Below are 13,972 nucleotides of genomic sequence, written 5' to 3'. Positions count from 1 at the left end.
TCGACCGCGCCGCCGACACGGCGATCGCCTACAGCCGCGCGCTCGGCACGCCGCAGGGCCCCTCGGTGGGCCTGAAGGTCAAGCACAAGGTCTTCAGGCGGGCGCGGTCGGTTCAGCGCGCGCCCGTGCCGCGCATGACGCGGATCATCGGCGGCACCAGGGCCGCCAGTTCGAACGGCCACCGCAGACGGGTCAGCCAGCGCTCACCCAGCGGCCGGGCCAACTGGTGCACGTCGAGGCTGATTTCGTGACGCACGCGCCTGCCCGCGAGCATGCGCACCGCCATGTGCGAGCTCAGCACTCCGAACGCCGTCGCGGTGTAGGCGACCTGCGGGAAGCTGTAGTCCGGGCGCTGGTGGTTCGCCCGGATCTCCGCCAGCATCTCGGCCGGCACCCTGCGCAGCGGCACCGCGCGCCGCAGGAGGTCCCAGGTGTCCCCGCGCTCGATGTCCTCCACGGTGACGGCGCCGTCGAAGGGTTCGCGGATACGCCGGTAGTCGTAGCAGCGCACGTACTGGGTACCGGCCATGTCCCAGCCGGTGATGAGGGGCAGTCTCCGCTGGACGGCCACGCGGTGCAGGAGGTGCTTGGCGCGCCAGCCGTCGAGCGTGGTGACGTCCACCCCGTCGATGATGAGCTGGCTCGGCGCGGTGAGCCGCTGCACCGTCGACGGGGTCACCCCTTCGGTGAACACCGACACCCGGGCGTGCGGGTTGATCGACATGATGCGTTCCGCCGCGCCGGCGGCCTTGTTCTGCTCGATGTCGGCGGCGACCGCGCTCTGGCGGTTGAGGTTGTTCAGCTCGAAGGTTCCGGGGTCCGCCACGACGAAGCGCTGGACGCCGAGCCGCGTCAGCGGCTCCACGGCGGCGCCGCCGATGGACCCGCAGCCCGCCACCAGGATCGTGGCGTCGCGCAGGGCCGACTGTTCACGCGCCGACACGACGCCCGTGTTCCGGGTGACCAGTTCCTCGTAGAAGACGCTGTGCGGCCCCGATTCCCCGTCGGACGGCGTACGGTCCAGGTGTTCCAGGGTCATGCGGCACCTCCGCGCTGACGGGGGATCATGGAGCCGCCGTTCGCCTGCCTGCGCCCGGCGAGCCGGGCCACCATCTCGTGGTACGAGGTCAGGTCGCTGCTGCCGTCCATGTAGGACCGCACGACGTCGCGGTACCAGGGCAGATCCTCGGGTACCGGGGCGACGAAGGGCTTGGCGAGGATGCCCTGGTGGTAGATGGGCGCCAGCGGGTCCGAGGAGGGCAGGCTCGGGGACGTGTTCTCGACGACGTGGAGGTCGAAGCCGGCCAGACGCAGGTGGCGCAGGGCCACGTGCTCCTTGGCGTCGCCGAGCACGAGGCGGATCGAGTCGTCGAGCTGGATCATCGCCTCGCCCATGCCGAGCATGAGGTGCCACGGCACCCGGTCGTGCTGGATTCCGAGCGGCATCGACTGGTCGCGCAGGAACCGCTTGAGCTCGAAGACCTGGTGGGTGCCGAGCCCGAGGCGCGCGTACTGCCCGAGCAGGTCGATGCCGTGGGCGGCCTCGGTGGGGAACAGGGCGCGACGCGGCGAGTCGAGGGGGAGGCTGACGGGGTCGGCGGAGCAGCTCAGCCCGACGTAGCCGCGGATCCTTCCCGTGCGCGAGCAGAGGGCCACCGTGTGGATGCTCTCCATCTGGCCCGGGCGGGGCAGCGGTTCGTGGTACGCGGCCGTCCGGTAGACGAGGTCGGCCGAGATCCAGCTGAGCCGCAGGTACTGGGCGAGCCGGAAGCCGAGGATTCCCCGGAGGTAGCGGGCGGGGATCTGGCTGTCCCGCACGGTGAGGGTGATCAGGCCGCTGTGGACGTCCTCCGCGTGGTACAGCGGAGTGCCGGAGATCTCGGCCGGGAGCTGCCGGTAGCTGAGCCGCTCGTGGAGTTCGATGATGTCGGCGACGTAGCGCAGGGCGCGGGAGCCCGAAGGGTCCGCGGAGGTCGGGATGGTGGTGCGGGCGTGCCCGTCACCGCCCGCGCGCGGGGATGCGGTGTTCATTCGGCGTCGTCCTCGGCGTAGAGGCTCTCGGTGATCGTGAGCGCCAGCACCTCGGGGGTGCCCTCGTAGATCCGGGTCCCGTAGGCGTCGCGCAGCATCTTCTCCACGCCGTACGAGCGGAGGTAGCCCCGGGCTCCGACGAGGGAGAGGGCGGCGTCGGCGACGTCGACGGCCGCGCGGTCGGCGAACAGTTTGGCGACGGCGGGCTCGTAGGCGGGCGGTGGCAGCTGGGTGTCCACGGTGTTCGCCGCGTGCAGGTACAGCAGCCGCGCCGCGTCCACCTTCGCGGTCATGTCGGCCAGCTTGGCCGCGGTGAACTGGTGACGGCGCAGCAGTTCACCGCCCTGTACCCGCTCGCCTGCCCAGGTCACGGCCTGTTCGAGGGCGCCGCGGGCCACGCCGGTGGAGATGCCGGCGACGGCGGCGCGGGCCATGTTGCTCTGCGCCATGTTGATGGGCATGCCCTCGCCCTCCCCGCCGATCATGTTCTCGGCGGCCACCCGGACCTCGTGGAACTCCAGCTCGCTGCCCAGGCAGGCCCGGTAGCCCATCTTGTCGGCGACCGGGCCGCGCACGACGCCGGGCAGGTTCAGCGGCACGATGAAGGAGGTGAGTCCGGTGGCGCCGGGGCTGCCCTCCATGTTCGCGAACACGGAGGCGAAGGCGGCGAAGCGGGCGTTGGTGATGAACCGCTTCTTTCCGGTGAGCACGTACTCGTCGCCGTCCCGGCGGGCGGTCATGACGTTGCGTGCGTGCGGCGCGTTGGCCGGGATGATCAGATCGCAGCCGGCGTCCTCCTCCGTCACGGCGTTGCAGGCGAGTACCGGCTCGTCACCCGAGAAGAGCGGGAGGTACCGCGCCTGGAGGCGGGGGTCGCCCGAGAGCAGGAGCGGGGCCTGGCCGAGCATGGTGGCCCCGAAGACGAGCGCGGTGCCGGGGCACACGGCGGCCACTTCCTCCAGGGCGGTGGCGACTCCCAGCATTCCGAGGCCGAGACCGCCGTAGTCGGTGGGGACAGCGGCACGGGTCAGGCCGATCTCGTGGCCGCGGCGCATCACGTCCCAGTCGAAATCCTCCGCCGGCGCCTGGTCGAGCTGCTGGACCAGGGGCTTCACGGTCTCTCGCGCGAACCGCCTCGCGTCGTCCTTGAGCCGCTGGACCTCCGGGGGCAGCGTGTCGAAGTTGAGCTCTGGGGAGAGGTCTGTCGGGGCGTCAATGGTCATGGATGGTGGCTCCTCGATCACTGGTGAGGTCGGGGTGTACGCGGGTCCGGGTGTACGCGGAAGGTCAGGCACCGACGCCCGACTCCGCGGCGATCGCCGGATAGCTGTCGAAGGCGGGCTGGAGCATCGGCACGAGTTCCAGCACCTTGGCGATGCGGCCGCGGATCCGGACCTTGCCGGTGGCGATGGCGGCGGGCACCAGCAGGCGGCCCAGCCACAGGGCGTGCGCGGTGTCGCAGGACATCTTGAGGGTGATCGCGGCCTTGTACGGCGGCTCCCCGTGGACGACGCCCTCGGACGAGACGAAGATCCGGCAGTCGGGCTTGGTGTGCACCAGCTGCACCGACAGCGCTTCCCTGCGCGCCTTCTCCACGAACTGCTCGTCCTCCAGCAGCACGTCGAAGAGCCGGCCGAACACGTCGGACGCCATTTCCTGGGACGAGAATACGGTCATGCTTCCCCTTTGATATCTCAGCGGTCCGACGCCCGCCGTACGGAGGAACGGGTTTATCGCCTCCGAATGCCCTCACACCGGAGAGAACCCTTTTGAGCGGTGCGAATACTGCCGACCGGACGGTGGGAGTTCGCTTGCTCGTCGAGCGTCGATGTCCGCACGCTATGACACCTCCGGGAGACCTTCACCCGCATCGACAGGTAGCCGAAAAAAGACTGAAAGAAATTGGTAAGCAGCCGCCGCGCAAGGCTCTGAACAGCAACGATGCGACGATCACGCCTTCCGTCCCCCTCCCCGCCACGTCGGTATCAGCGACGTTCGCCCGTGGCCGGACGGGTGCACCCCGCCCCCTCCCTCTCGTATACGAAAGGCGTTTACAGTACGTGACAACGTTCCCCATGAATGCAACTCGAACGAAAAGCAGAGGCCAGAGATACCGCCACGAAGGAGTGATCGACGAATACGTCTCTTGCATTTCGGTATTTCGTGCTGCGTCATGGAGGAGTCGCCGCGACGACACATGAACGAGACTTCATGAAAGGAGGTGTCGAACAATGCGCAGGATCGAGATGAAGCACCGGATCGCCGTCCGTGCCGACCGCCCCGCGGCCGGTCAGGGTTCCAGCTGGAACTGGACGTGGGCCTACCGCCAGGCGTGACCGCGCGTGGGGGGCCGGGCACTCCCCTGCCCGGCCCCCCACGTACGTCCGGGCCCCGCTTCCCACATCCCCGCGAGCCGAGGAGTCACCTTGCGTCTACGCCGCTCCCGTTGCCTGACCTGCTACTGGCACGACGGCACCTTCGTCGTCCACCCGCACCCGCACGGCACACCCACGGCACTCCACCCGGCAGCCGCTGAGATCCTCGCCGCTTTCGAGGACTGGAGCACTCCCGCCGAGGCAGCCGGACAGCTGGGTCACCTGACCCGGGACACGGTCGAGGAGGCCGTCGAGACGCTGGTGCGGAGCGGCGCTCTCCTGGCGCACGGTGGCGCGGCGGCACAGCGGGACGAGGAGATCGCCCGGCGGTGGGGCTCGTGGATGCCCGAGGCGTCGTTCTTCCACTACGCCACGCAGGACGTGTACGACGCCGCGGACACCCCGGACTCCCCCGACGCCCTGGACTCCACCAGCACCACCAGCACCACCAGCACCACCGAAGCATCGGCCTCCACCGGGACACCGGGCTCCGCGCCCGCACCGCTGCCTTCCCTGTTCACGGATCATCCGGGTGCTCCCCACCTCCTGCTGCCCCGCAGGCCGGCGGCGCTCGGGGCACCGTTCGAGCAGGTGCTGTACGGGCGCCGCACCCACCGCGACTTCACCGGCGAGCCGGTGCCGGTGGAGACCCTGGCCGCTCTGCTGTCCGCGGTCTTCGGGCCGGTCGACTTCATCGACTGCGGGCGGGGCGCCCTGTACCGGCGCACCAGCCCGCAAGGCGGCTCCCGTCAGGAGATCGAGGCCTACGTGGGCGTCCTGGGCGTCGAGGGCCTGGACCCGGGCTGGTACCACTACGACGGCCTGCGGCACGGTCTCGCACTGCTCTCCGAGGGCTTCACGCCCACGGAGGCCGCCCGTCTCTGCGCGGACCAGGAGTGGGCGGCGCGGCCCGCCTTCCTGGTCGTTCTCGCCGCGCGGCTGGAACGGATGAGCGCCAAGTACCCGACGCCCCGCGCCTACCGGGTCTGCCTGCTGGACGCCGGGCATCTGGGGCAGACCTTCGCGCTGACCGCGACGGCCCTCGGACTCGGCCCCGCCCAGACCGGCGCCTTCAGGGACTCCGAGATCGCCGGCCGTTGCGGTCTGGACAACACCGGCCACGTCCCGCTCTACGTGCTGGCCGCCGGGCACCCCGCCCCGGCACCGCGGGACGCTCCCCCACCGGCCGGCACCCCCGCCTTCGGCGCCACCACGCTGCTCGCCCGCTGACCCGGGACGGCTGACCCGACGCGGCAGGCCTCGCCCCGCGTCGGCTCAGCCTCGGTCGAGGAACGGTTCCAGCAGCCCTGGGACGGCCTCGGACGCGAAGGCGAGGCCCTCGGACGCGTCGGTGTCGTGCGCCGTGTAGGCGCCGCCTCCCGCCGCCGTCGTGGCGGTGACACTCAGCAGCCCGGCCCTTCGCTGGAACCAGGACTGCTTGACCGTCCAGCCGATCACCCCCGCCCGCTGGAGGGCCGCAGTGGACCGCCGGACGGTCCCGGAGCGGGTGACCAGATAGCCGCCGCTGAGCGAGTGGCCCAGGTTCCGGTACGCGTCGAGACCCAGCAGCACCGCGACCGGCACGAACACCACCGCGCACCCGAGCGCGGTCCACAGGAGTACGGGGGTCAGCAGGACGCCCAGCACGGCCTGCACCAGGACGGGCGCGAGGGCCATGACCAGGGCCCTGCGCAGCCTCCGGCCACGGGCGGCGCGGGGGTGGGGCGTCAGCGGGGCACCCGTCGGGCTCACGGGCTCACGCAGGACCTCGGCGGCGATGGTGTCGGCCAGTGCCCGGGGCGCGGCCGGCAGCAGGGTGTTGTGGTCGGCGCTCCGCGACTCCTCGTCCTGGGTCAGGCCGGTGGCGATGGCGTCCACCCGGGCCGCGCCCACGAGGCGTACGCCCAGCGGCTCCACCAGGTCCACCCCGCGCAGCCGCCGTTCCTCGACGGACAGGGAGCGCGAGGTGAACAGCCCGCGCCGCACCCGCAGGGTGCCGCCCTGTTCGCGCTCCAGGCGGTAGTTCCACCACATCTCGACCCAGAGCCCGAGCGCGCCGACGGCACCGGCGGCCAGGGCTGCCGCGGCGAGGATGACGACCGTCCAGAGCGGCGGGGTGTCCCGGAACCGGTCGGCGAACCAGTCGATGACCTCGCCCTGGGCGCCGACCCAGTCACTGACCTGCATCACACCGCCGGCCGCCGCTCCCCCGAGCATGGGCGCGACGAAGGAGACGGGTGCGTAGCGGATCCAGCGGGGGTCGAGCGTGGCGAGCTCGCCCTCCCGGTGCGTCCCGGGGGCGTCGTGGGCGCCGCGGTCCAGGAGTTCACGGCGCAGCCGCTCGCCCTCCTCGCGGGTGACGGGGTCGAGCTCCAGGGTGGAGTCGCCGCCCGTGTGCTCACCGGTGCCGATGCGGACGGAAACGAGCCCGAGGAGCCGCAGCAGGAGGTGGGCGGTGAGATCGACGCTGCGGATGCGCTCGCGGGCCAGCGAGCGGCGCTTCACCAGGAAGAGCCCGGTGTGCAGGTCCACCCGCTCGGCGCCGACCCGGTAACGGGTGCGCCGCCACCGTATGTAGTCCCCGGCGGCGGCACAGCCGATCAGCAGGGCCGCTCCGGTCAGCACCCAGCCGATGGCCCGCGCAGGGCCGACGGGTCCCGCCAGCGCGACCGTGACCGGCACGGCGGCCCCCGCCGCGACCCCGGCCGTGACCACCGCGGTGACCAGGACCGTGCGCGGGTGGAGCCGCCGCCAGTCGGGGCCGCTGTCGGCGGCGGTGCTCACGTGGCGTCCCCGGGGGTGTCCTGGGTGATGCGGGTCAGCCGCTCGGCGAGCCCGGCGGCTGTCTCGTGGGTCAGGCCCTCGATCCGTACGGCGCCCTTGGCGGACGCGGTGGTGACGGTGACCGTGGCCAGCCCGAAGAGCTGCTCCAGGGGGCCGCGCACCGTGTCCACGGTCTGGATGCGGGACATCGGAGCGATCCGCCACTCCCGCAGGAAGACCCCGGTGCTGACGTAGACCGCCTCGTCGGTGACCTCCCAGCGGTGGGTGCGGTACCACCAGAGGGGGAAGAGGACGGCGCAGAGCAGGCCCGCGCCCGCGATGACTGCGGCCGGCATCAGCAGCCAGAACCTGGCCGGAGCGATGAGCGCCCCGAGGACGCCCAGGACCGCCACCGGCGCCGCGGTCAGCAGCAGCCACTGGGCCCTCCACCAGCCGACGGCCCGGCTGTCCAGCCGGTTGCGCGGCGGCCTGAGCCGTATCGTCCCCTCCCCCGTCGCCATGGCTCAGCGGCCGCGCAGCGAGCGGTACGCCGACACGAGCGCGGCGGTGGAGCTGTCGAGCTGCTCGCCTCCCGTGCCCTCGGTGAGGACCGGTTCGATCTTCTTGGCGAGGACCTTGCCGAGCTCGACGCCCCACTGGTCGAAGGAGTCGATGTTCCAGACGGCGCCCTGGACGAAGACCTTGTGCTCGTACAGCGCGATCAGCTGGCCGAGCACCGACGGGGTGAGCCGCTCCGCGAGGATGGTGGTCGTCGGGTGGTTGCCGCGGAAGGTCTTGTGCGGCACCAGCTCCTCGGGCACGCCCTCCGCGCGGACCTCGTCGGGCGTCTTGCCGAAGGCGAGCGCCTGTGTCTGGGCGAAGAAGTTGGCCATCAGCAGGTCGTGCTGGGCGATCAGCCCGGGCAGCAGGTCCTGGACCGGCGCGGCGAAGCCGATGAAGTCGGCCGGGATGACCTTCGTGCCCTGGTGGATCAGCTGGTAGTAGGCGTGCTGCCCGTTGGTTCCGGGGGTGCCCCAGACGACCGGACCGGTCTGCCACTCGACCGGATTGCCGTCCCGGTCCACGGACTTGCCGTTGGACTCCATGTCCAGCTGCTGCAAGTACGCCGTGAACTTGGACAGATAGTGGCTGTAGGGCAGCACGGCGTGCGACTGGGCGTCGAAGAAGTGGCCGTACCAGACGCCCAGCAGGCCCAGCAGCAGCGGGGCGTTCTCCTCCGCGGGCGCGGTGCGGAAGTGCTCGTCGACGAGGTGGAAGCCGTCGAGCATCTCGCGGAAGCGCGCGGGCCCGATGGCGATCATCAGCGAGAGACCGATCGCCGAGTCGTAGGAGTAACGGCCGCCGACCCAGTCCCAGAACTCGAACATGTTGGCCGTGTCGATGCCGAAGTCCGTGACCTTCTCGGCGTTGGTGGAGAGCGCCACGAAGTGCTTGGCGACGGCCTCCTGACCGGCCCTCAGCTCGGTGAGGAGCCAGTCGCGGGCGGAGGTGGCGTTGGTGATGGTCTCGATCGTCGTGAAGGTCTTGGACGCGACGATGAACAGCGTCTCGGCCGGGTCGAGGTCACGGACGGCCTCGTGGAGGTCGGCGCCGTCGACGTTGGACACGAAACGGACCGTGAGCGAGCGGTCCGTGAAGGAACGCAGCACCTCGTAGGCCATGGCGGGCCCGAGGTCGGAGCCGCCGATGCCGATGTTCACGATGTTCTTGACCGGCTTGCCCGTGTGACCGGTCCACTCACCGGCCCTGACGCGGTCCGCGAAGGCGGCCATCTTGTCGAGGACGGCGTGCACGGCCGGCACCACGTTCTCGCCGTCGACCTCGATCACCGCGTCGCGGGGGGCGCGGAGCGCGGTGTGCAGGACGGCGCGGTCCTCGGTGGTGTTGATCTTCTCGCCCCGGAACATGGCGTCCCGCAGCTCGGCCACACCCGTGGCGCCGGCGAGGTCCCGCAGCAGTCGCAGCGTCTCGTCGGTGACCAGGTGCTTGGAGTAGTCGATGTGGAGGTCACCGACCCTCAGGGTGTACGCCGTCCCTCGGTCCGGCGCGTCCGCGAACAGCCCGCGCAGATGGGTGTCGCCGAACTCCTCACGGTGCTTGCCGAGAGCCGCCCACTCCGGAGTCTGATTGAGCTTGGTTCGGCTTTGTGCGTTCATCCCGGAAATCGCCCACTTCTTCTCGTACCTGCAACCTTCCCCGCTGCCCCTCCAACCTAATTGATCTGGAGGGTGCGGCGGAGCAATGGCAGGGTCCGGAGGCGACAAACGCATTCCGGCCGGGCACCCGAGAGGTGACCGGCCGGTGAACTGCTGTCAGATTTCGCCGCGGAGTTTCGCGAGGGCTTCGGCGAGGATCGCTTCGCCGTCCGCGTCGCTGCGCCGCTCGCGCACGTACGCGAGGTGCGTCTTGTACGGTTCGGTGCGCGGCGGGTCGGGCGGATTCTCCTGGTCCTGGCCGGCCGGGAAACCGCAGCGCGGGCAGTCCCAGGTCTCCGGTACCTGCGCGTCATGGGCGAAGCTCGGCTGCGTCTCGTGCCCGTTCGAGCACCAGAAGGAGATGCGGAGGCGCGGCGCGGACTCGCCCCGCTCGGCCTCCCCCATCGGCCCCGCTCCGACCCGGCTTCCCCGGATCGCGTTGCCACTTGCCACGGTCGTAACTCCCTGCGTGATGGTGCTCGAAGATGCCCCAGTCTACGTAAGGCCCAACGCGCGTCCAGTGAAAGGAGTTACACCCTCACCGGGATTCGCGGACGACGGGTCAGCTGTCCAGCTTGATGAGCAGAGCGAGGACGACAATGCACGCGAACCAGGCCAGACCGACCACGACGGTGATGCGGTCGAGGTTGCGCTCGGCGACCGAGGAGCCGCCCACGGAGGACTGCATTCCGCCACCGAACATGTCGGAGAGGCCGCCGCCCTTTCCCTTGTGCATCAGCACCAGCAGCATCAGCAGCAGGCTGAAGACGATCAGGGCGATCTCGAACGCCAAAACCACGGCTGGTCCCTACTTTCCGGAATTCCTAGGACTGCATGTACGAACAGCGGGGGCCTGAGGGTATACCCCCCTCGGCCCCCGCAAGGGTACGACGGATCGGCGCCACCGCATACTCACCGGCCGCCGAAGCGGACGATCCTACTGGTCGCGGAAGCGGACGATCTTGACGAATTCGTCGGCGTCGAGCGCGGCGCCACCGATCAGGGCACCGTCCACGTCGGGCTGCGCCATGATGGCCCCGACATTGCCGGACTTCACGGAGCCGCCGTACTGGATGCGGACGGCGTCGGCCAGCTCCTGGGAGTACAGCTCGGCGAGCCGGCGGCGGATCGCGCCGCAGACCTCCTGGGCGTCCTCGGGGGTGGCGACCTCGCCGGTCCCGATGGCCCAGACCGGCTCGTAGGCGATCACGATGGACTCGGCCTGCTCGGCCGGGATGTCCTTCAGGGCGCCGTCGAGCTGGGCCAGCGTGTAGGAGACCTGGTCACCGGCCTTGCGGATGTCCAGGCCCTCGCCGACGCAGAGGATCGGGGTCAGACCGTGCTTGTAGGCGGCCTTCACCTTGGCGTTGCAGACCTCGTCGTTCTCGCCGTGGTACTGGCGTCGCTCGCTGTGACCGACGGCGACGAAGGTGCACTTCAGCTTGGCGAGCATCGAGCCGGAGATCTCACCGGTGTACGCGCCCGAGTCCTGCGCCGAGAGGTCCTGGGCGCCGTACTTGATCTTCAGCTTGTCGCCGTCGACCAGCGTCTGCACGGAGCGCAGGTCGGTGAAGGGCGGCAGGACGGCGACCTCGACGGCCTCGTAGTCCTTGTCGGCCAGGGCGAAGGCGAGCTTCTGGACATGGGCGATGGCCTCGAGGTGGTTGAGGTTCATCTTCCAGTTGCCCGCCATGAGCGGGGTGCGGGTGGTCATGAAAGGTCAGTCCTCCAGTGCGGCGAGGCCGGGAAGCGTCTTGCCCTCGAGGTATTCGAGGCTGGCGCCGCCACCGGTCGAGATGTGGCCGAATGCGTTCTCGTCGAAGCCCAGGATGCGGACGGCGGCCGCGGAGTCACCGCCGCCGACGACGGTGAAGGCCTCGGAGTCGACGAGGGCCTGGGCGACCGCCCTGGTGCCCTCGGCGTAGTCGGGGTGCTCGAAGACGCCCATCGGGCCGTTCCAGAAGACGGTGGCCGCGTCGGCGAGCTTCGAGGCGTACAGCTTGTTCGTCTCCGGGCCGTTGTCCAGCCCCATCGCGCCGGCGGGAATGGCGTCGGCGGGGACGGTGGCCGGGTGACCCGGGGTCTTGGTCTTGAGGTCGGGGAACTGCTCCGAGACGACGACGTCGACGGGGAGCACGAACTCCACCCCCTTCTCCTCGGCGCGCCTGAGGTATTCGAGCACCGCCGGGATCTGGTCCTCCTGGAGGAGGGAGCTGCCGACCTCGTACCCCTTGGCCTTGAGGAAGGTGTAGGCCATGCCGCCGCCGATGAGGATGCGGTCGGCCTTCTCCAGCAGGTGGTCGATGACCCCGAGCTTGTCGGAGACCTTCGAGCCGCCGAGGACGACGGCGTAGGGGCGCGTGACGTCCTCGGTGAGCTTCTTGAGGACACCGACCTCGGTGGCGATCAGGCTTCCGGCCGCGTGCGGCAGCCGGGCCGGGAGGTCGAAGACCGAGGCGTGCTTGCGGTGGACGGCACCGAAGCCGTCGCCCACGTACACGTCGGCGAGCTCGGCGAGCTGGTCGGCGAAGGCGCCGCGCTCGGCGTCGTCCTTCGACGTCTCGCCGGCGTTGAAGCGGAGGTTCTCGATGACGGCGACCTGGCCGTCGGCGAGAGCGGCGACCGTGGAGCGGGCGGACTCGCCGACGGTGTCGGTCGCGAAGGCGACCTCGGCACCGAGCAGCTCGCCCAGGCGCGCGGCGGCGGGGGCGAGCGAGAAGGCCGGGTCCGGTGCGCCCTTGGGGCGGCCCAGGTGCGAGGCGACGACGACCCGCGCGCCGGCTGCGGCGAGCCGGGCGATCGTCGGCTGGACGGCGCGGATGCGGCCGTCATCGGTGATCGTGGTGCCGTCCAGCGGCACGTTGAGGTCGGCGCGGACGAATACCCGCTTGCCCGCGACCCCTTCGGCGAGAAGTTCGTCGATCGTCTTCATCTGTTCCCAATACTCCTTGGAAGGACGGATGAGCATGCAAGGGGGCTCGAACGGCGCCGCGTCGCGCCGTCCGAGCCCCTCACATCACACCTTGCTGCCTGTCGATCCTAGGATCAGAGCTGCCCGCCGACGAAGACGGTCAGGTCGACGAGGCGGTTGGAGTAACCCCACTCGTTGTCGTACCAGCCGAGGATCTTCACCGAGTTGCCCTCCTGGACCATGGTCAGTGAGGAGTCGAAGGTGCAGGACGCCGGGTCGCTGACGATGTCGGAGGAGACGATCGGGTCCTCGGTGTAGGCCAGGAAGCCCTTGAGGTCGCCGTCCTCGGAGGCCTTCTTGAACGCGGCGTTGACCTCGTCCTTGGTGACCTCGCGCTGCAGCGTCACGACGAGGTCGGTGGCGGAACCGGTCGGGACCGGGACGCGCATCGCGATGCCGTCGAGCTTGCCCTTGAGCTGCGGGAGGACCAGGGCGGTCGCCTTGGCGGCGCCCGTCGTGGTCGGGATGATGTTCTCGGCGGCGGCGCGGGCGCGACGCAGGTCCGAGTGCGGGAAGTCCAGGATGCGCTGGTCGTTCGTGTACGCGTGGACCGTCGTCATCAGGCCCTTGACGATGCCGAAGTTCTCGTCGAGAACCTTGGCCATCGGCGCCACACAGTTGGTGGTGCAGGAGGCGTTGGAGATGACGTGGTGGTTCGCCGCGTCGTACTTGTCCTGGTTGACGCCCATCACGATGGTGATGTCCTCGTCCTTGGCCGGAGCCGAGATGAGGACCTTCTTCGCGCCACCCGCGATGTGCTTCTCGGCGTCGGCCTTCTTGGTGAAGATGCCGGTCGACTCGATGACGATGTCGACGCCCAGCTCACCCCAGGGGATGTCGGCCGGGTTGCGCTCCGAGAGCACCTTGATGGTGTGGCCGTCGACGGTGATGGTGTCGGCGGTGTGACTCACCTCTGCTTTGAGACGACCCAGAATGGTGTCGTACTTCAGCAGGTGGGCCGTGGTCGCAGTGTCACCCAGGTCGTTGACAGCCACGATCTCGATGTCCGCACCCTGCTCCAGCAGCGCGCGGAAGTAGTTACGACCGATGCGGCCAAAGCCGTTGATGCCTACGCGGATCGTCACGAACCGATCTCCTCGTTAGGAACGCCGGTTTCGATGCCGGCGAGTTTTATAGGGATGTCCCCGACCGCCTCCGACCCTACCTCTCCGAAGGCTCAGGGGTGACATCGAGAGCGACGGTGTGGAGCGAGATCTCCTTACTCCTGAGTAGGAGCAATCGATTCCGGCCTATTGACCAGGCCGGGACGACAGGCCCGCCCTATGGTCACCAAGCGTCAACTCCCGCCGGAGCCGTCCCCCTTGCGGCGCGAGGGGCCCGCCGGCCCCCGTCCGCGCGAGGTCACCGGGAGTCACTGACGCGGATTCAGCCACCGGGCCTCCGCCCGCGATCCGTGATCGAATGTCCGCCCCGGGCGAGGCGCACGCTCAATTGCGCGCAGTGGTACTCAATCGATAAAAGCACCGGGCCTGCGCGTTTTCCGGGGACACGGGCCACGGAACGCCGCGACCCCGCACGCTCAATCGTGCGGGGTCGCGCTCAGTCAATGCCCGCGGGTCGCCACTCGGCCCATTCCGAAAATCGCTCCACCGAAT

The 13,972-nt window shown here is 69.9% G+C and carries 13 protein-coding genes; 1 reads left to right on the top strand and 12 read right to left on the bottom strand.

Annotated features, from left to right (window positions below):
- Positions 1–112: 112 nt before the first annotated feature.
- The 4 genes from ACWCQM_RS19850 to ACWCQM_RS19835 form a co-directional block, all read right to left on the bottom strand.
- Positions 113–1,039, bottom strand: coding sequence for a ThiF family adenylyltransferase (locus tag ACWCQM_RS19850; RefSeq protein WP_450916476.1), 927 nt, complete (start codon positions 1,037–1,039; stop codon positions 113–115).
- The gene (locus ACWCQM_RS19845) at positions 1,036–2,031 is read right to left on the bottom strand and encodes a hypothetical protein (RefSeq protein ID WP_450916475.1); all 996 of its coding nucleotides are present in this window, start codon (positions 2,029–2,031) and stop codon (positions 1,036–1,038) included. Before ACWCQM_RS19845 ends, ACWCQM_RS19850 begins: the two co-directional genes overlap by 4 nt.
- Positions 2,028–3,254: an acyl-CoA dehydrogenase family protein gene (locus ACWCQM_RS19840; protein ID WP_450916474.1), complete on the bottom strand. Its 1,227-nt coding sequence runs from the start codon at positions 3,252–3,254 to the stop codon at positions 2,028–2,030. The genes ACWCQM_RS19845 and ACWCQM_RS19840 overlap by 4 nt, the downstream gene beginning before the upstream one ends.
- A gap of 64 nt (positions 3,255–3,318) precedes the next feature.
- Positions 3,319–3,708 (bottom strand): hypothetical protein, encoded by a 390-nt coding sequence (locus tag ACWCQM_RS19835; protein ID WP_450916473.1) that lies wholly within the window; start codon positions 3,706–3,708, stop codon positions 3,319–3,321.
- Positions 3,709–4,457: 749 nt separating this feature from the next.
- Between ACWCQM_RS19835 and ACWCQM_RS19830 the strand changes: the two genes are divergently transcribed.
- The gene (locus ACWCQM_RS19830) at positions 4,458–5,636 is read left to right on the top strand and encodes a SagB/ThcOx family dehydrogenase (protein WP_450916472.1); all 1,179 of its coding nucleotides are present in this window, start codon (positions 4,458–4,460) and stop codon (positions 5,634–5,636) included.
- A 45-nt stretch (positions 5,637–5,681) separates the two neighbouring features.
- Here ACWCQM_RS19830 and ACWCQM_RS19825 read toward each other — a convergent pair whose 3' ends face one another.
- From ACWCQM_RS19825 to gap, 8 genes are all read right to left on the bottom strand, one after another.
- Complete coding sequence (locus ACWCQM_RS19825) at positions 5,682–7,190, bottom strand: PH domain-containing protein (RefSeq protein WP_450916471.1); 1,509 nt, start codon at positions 7,188–7,190, stop codon at positions 5,682–5,684.
- A complete protein-coding gene (locus ACWCQM_RS19820; RefSeq protein ID WP_450916470.1) occupies positions 7,187–7,690 on the bottom strand; it encodes a PH domain-containing protein in 504 nt (167 codons plus the stop codon). Before ACWCQM_RS19820 ends, ACWCQM_RS19825 begins: the two co-directional genes overlap by 4 nt.
- A gap of 3 nt (positions 7,691–7,693) precedes the next feature.
- Positions 7,694–9,346, bottom strand: coding sequence for a glucose-6-phosphate isomerase (gene pgi, locus ACWCQM_RS19815; protein ID WP_450916469.1), 1,653 nt, complete (start codon positions 9,344–9,346; stop codon positions 7,694–7,696).
- Between the two features lie 156 nt (positions 9,347–9,502).
- Positions 9,503–9,838, bottom strand: coding sequence for an RNA polymerase-binding protein RbpA (locus tag ACWCQM_RS19810; protein ID WP_450916468.1), 336 nt, complete (start codon positions 9,836–9,838; stop codon positions 9,503–9,505).
- A 109-nt stretch (positions 9,839–9,947) separates the two neighbouring features.
- Positions 9,948–10,184 (bottom strand): preprotein translocase subunit SecG, encoded by a 237-nt coding sequence (gene secG, locus ACWCQM_RS19805; protein ID WP_014156893.1) that lies wholly within the window; start codon positions 10,182–10,184, stop codon positions 9,948–9,950.
- A 138-nt stretch (positions 10,185–10,322) separates the two neighbouring features.
- Positions 10,323–11,099 carry a triose-phosphate isomerase gene (tpiA, locus tag ACWCQM_RS19800; protein ID WP_450916467.1) on the bottom strand — a complete coding sequence of 259 codons (777 nt, stop codon included), beginning with the start codon at positions 11,097–11,099 and terminating at the stop codon, positions 10,323–10,325.
- Between the two features lie 6 nt (positions 11,100–11,105).
- Complete coding sequence (locus ACWCQM_RS19795) at positions 11,106–12,317, bottom strand: phosphoglycerate kinase (protein ID WP_450916466.1); 1,212 nt, start codon at positions 12,315–12,317, stop codon at positions 11,106–11,108.
- Between the two features lie 113 nt (positions 12,318–12,430).
- Entirely contained in the window at positions 12,431–13,441 is a 1,011-nt protein-coding gene (gap, locus tag ACWCQM_RS19790) for a type I glyceraldehyde-3-phosphate dehydrogenase (protein ID WP_014156890.1), read from the bottom strand.
- Positions 13,442–13,972: the final 531 nt, after the last annotated feature.

It is taken from the genome of Streptomyces sp. NPDC002125, assembly GCF_053593715.1.
Note: the sequence above shows the minus strand (reverse complement) of the source record. Positions and strands in the feature narration are given on the sequence as shown.

Excerpts from the sequence above, each read along its gene's own strand:
- pgi (WP_450916469.1), bottom strand. The coding sequence starts at position 9,346 with ATGAACGCACAAAGCCGAACCAAGCTCAATCAGACTCCGGAGTGGGCG.
- tpiA (WP_450916467.1), bottom strand. The coding sequence starts at position 11,099 with ATGACCACCCGCACCCCGCTCATGGCGGGCAACTGGAAGATGAACCTC.
- ACWCQM_RS19850 (WP_450916476.1), bottom strand. The coding sequence starts at position 1,039 with ATGACCCTGGAACACCTGGACCGTACGCCGTCCGACGGGGAATCGGGG.
- ACWCQM_RS19845 (WP_450916475.1), bottom strand. The coding sequence starts at position 2,031 with ATGAACACCGCATCCCCGCGCGCGGGCGGTGACGGGCACGCCCGCACC.
- ACWCQM_RS19820 (WP_450916470.1), bottom strand. The coding sequence starts at position 7,690 with ATGGCGACGGGGGAGGGGACGATACGGCTCAGGCCGCCGCGCAACCGG.
- ACWCQM_RS19795 (WP_450916466.1), bottom strand. The coding sequence starts at position 12,317 with ATGAAGACGATCGACGAACTTCTCGCCGAAGGGGTCGCGGGCAAGCGG.
- ACWCQM_RS19840 (WP_450916474.1), bottom strand. The coding sequence starts at position 3,254 with ATGACCATTGACGCCCCGACAGACCTCTCCCCAGAGCTCAACTTCGAC.
- ACWCQM_RS19835 (WP_450916473.1), bottom strand. The coding sequence starts at position 3,708 with ATGACCGTATTCTCGTCCCAGGAAATGGCGTCCGACGTGTTCGGCCGG.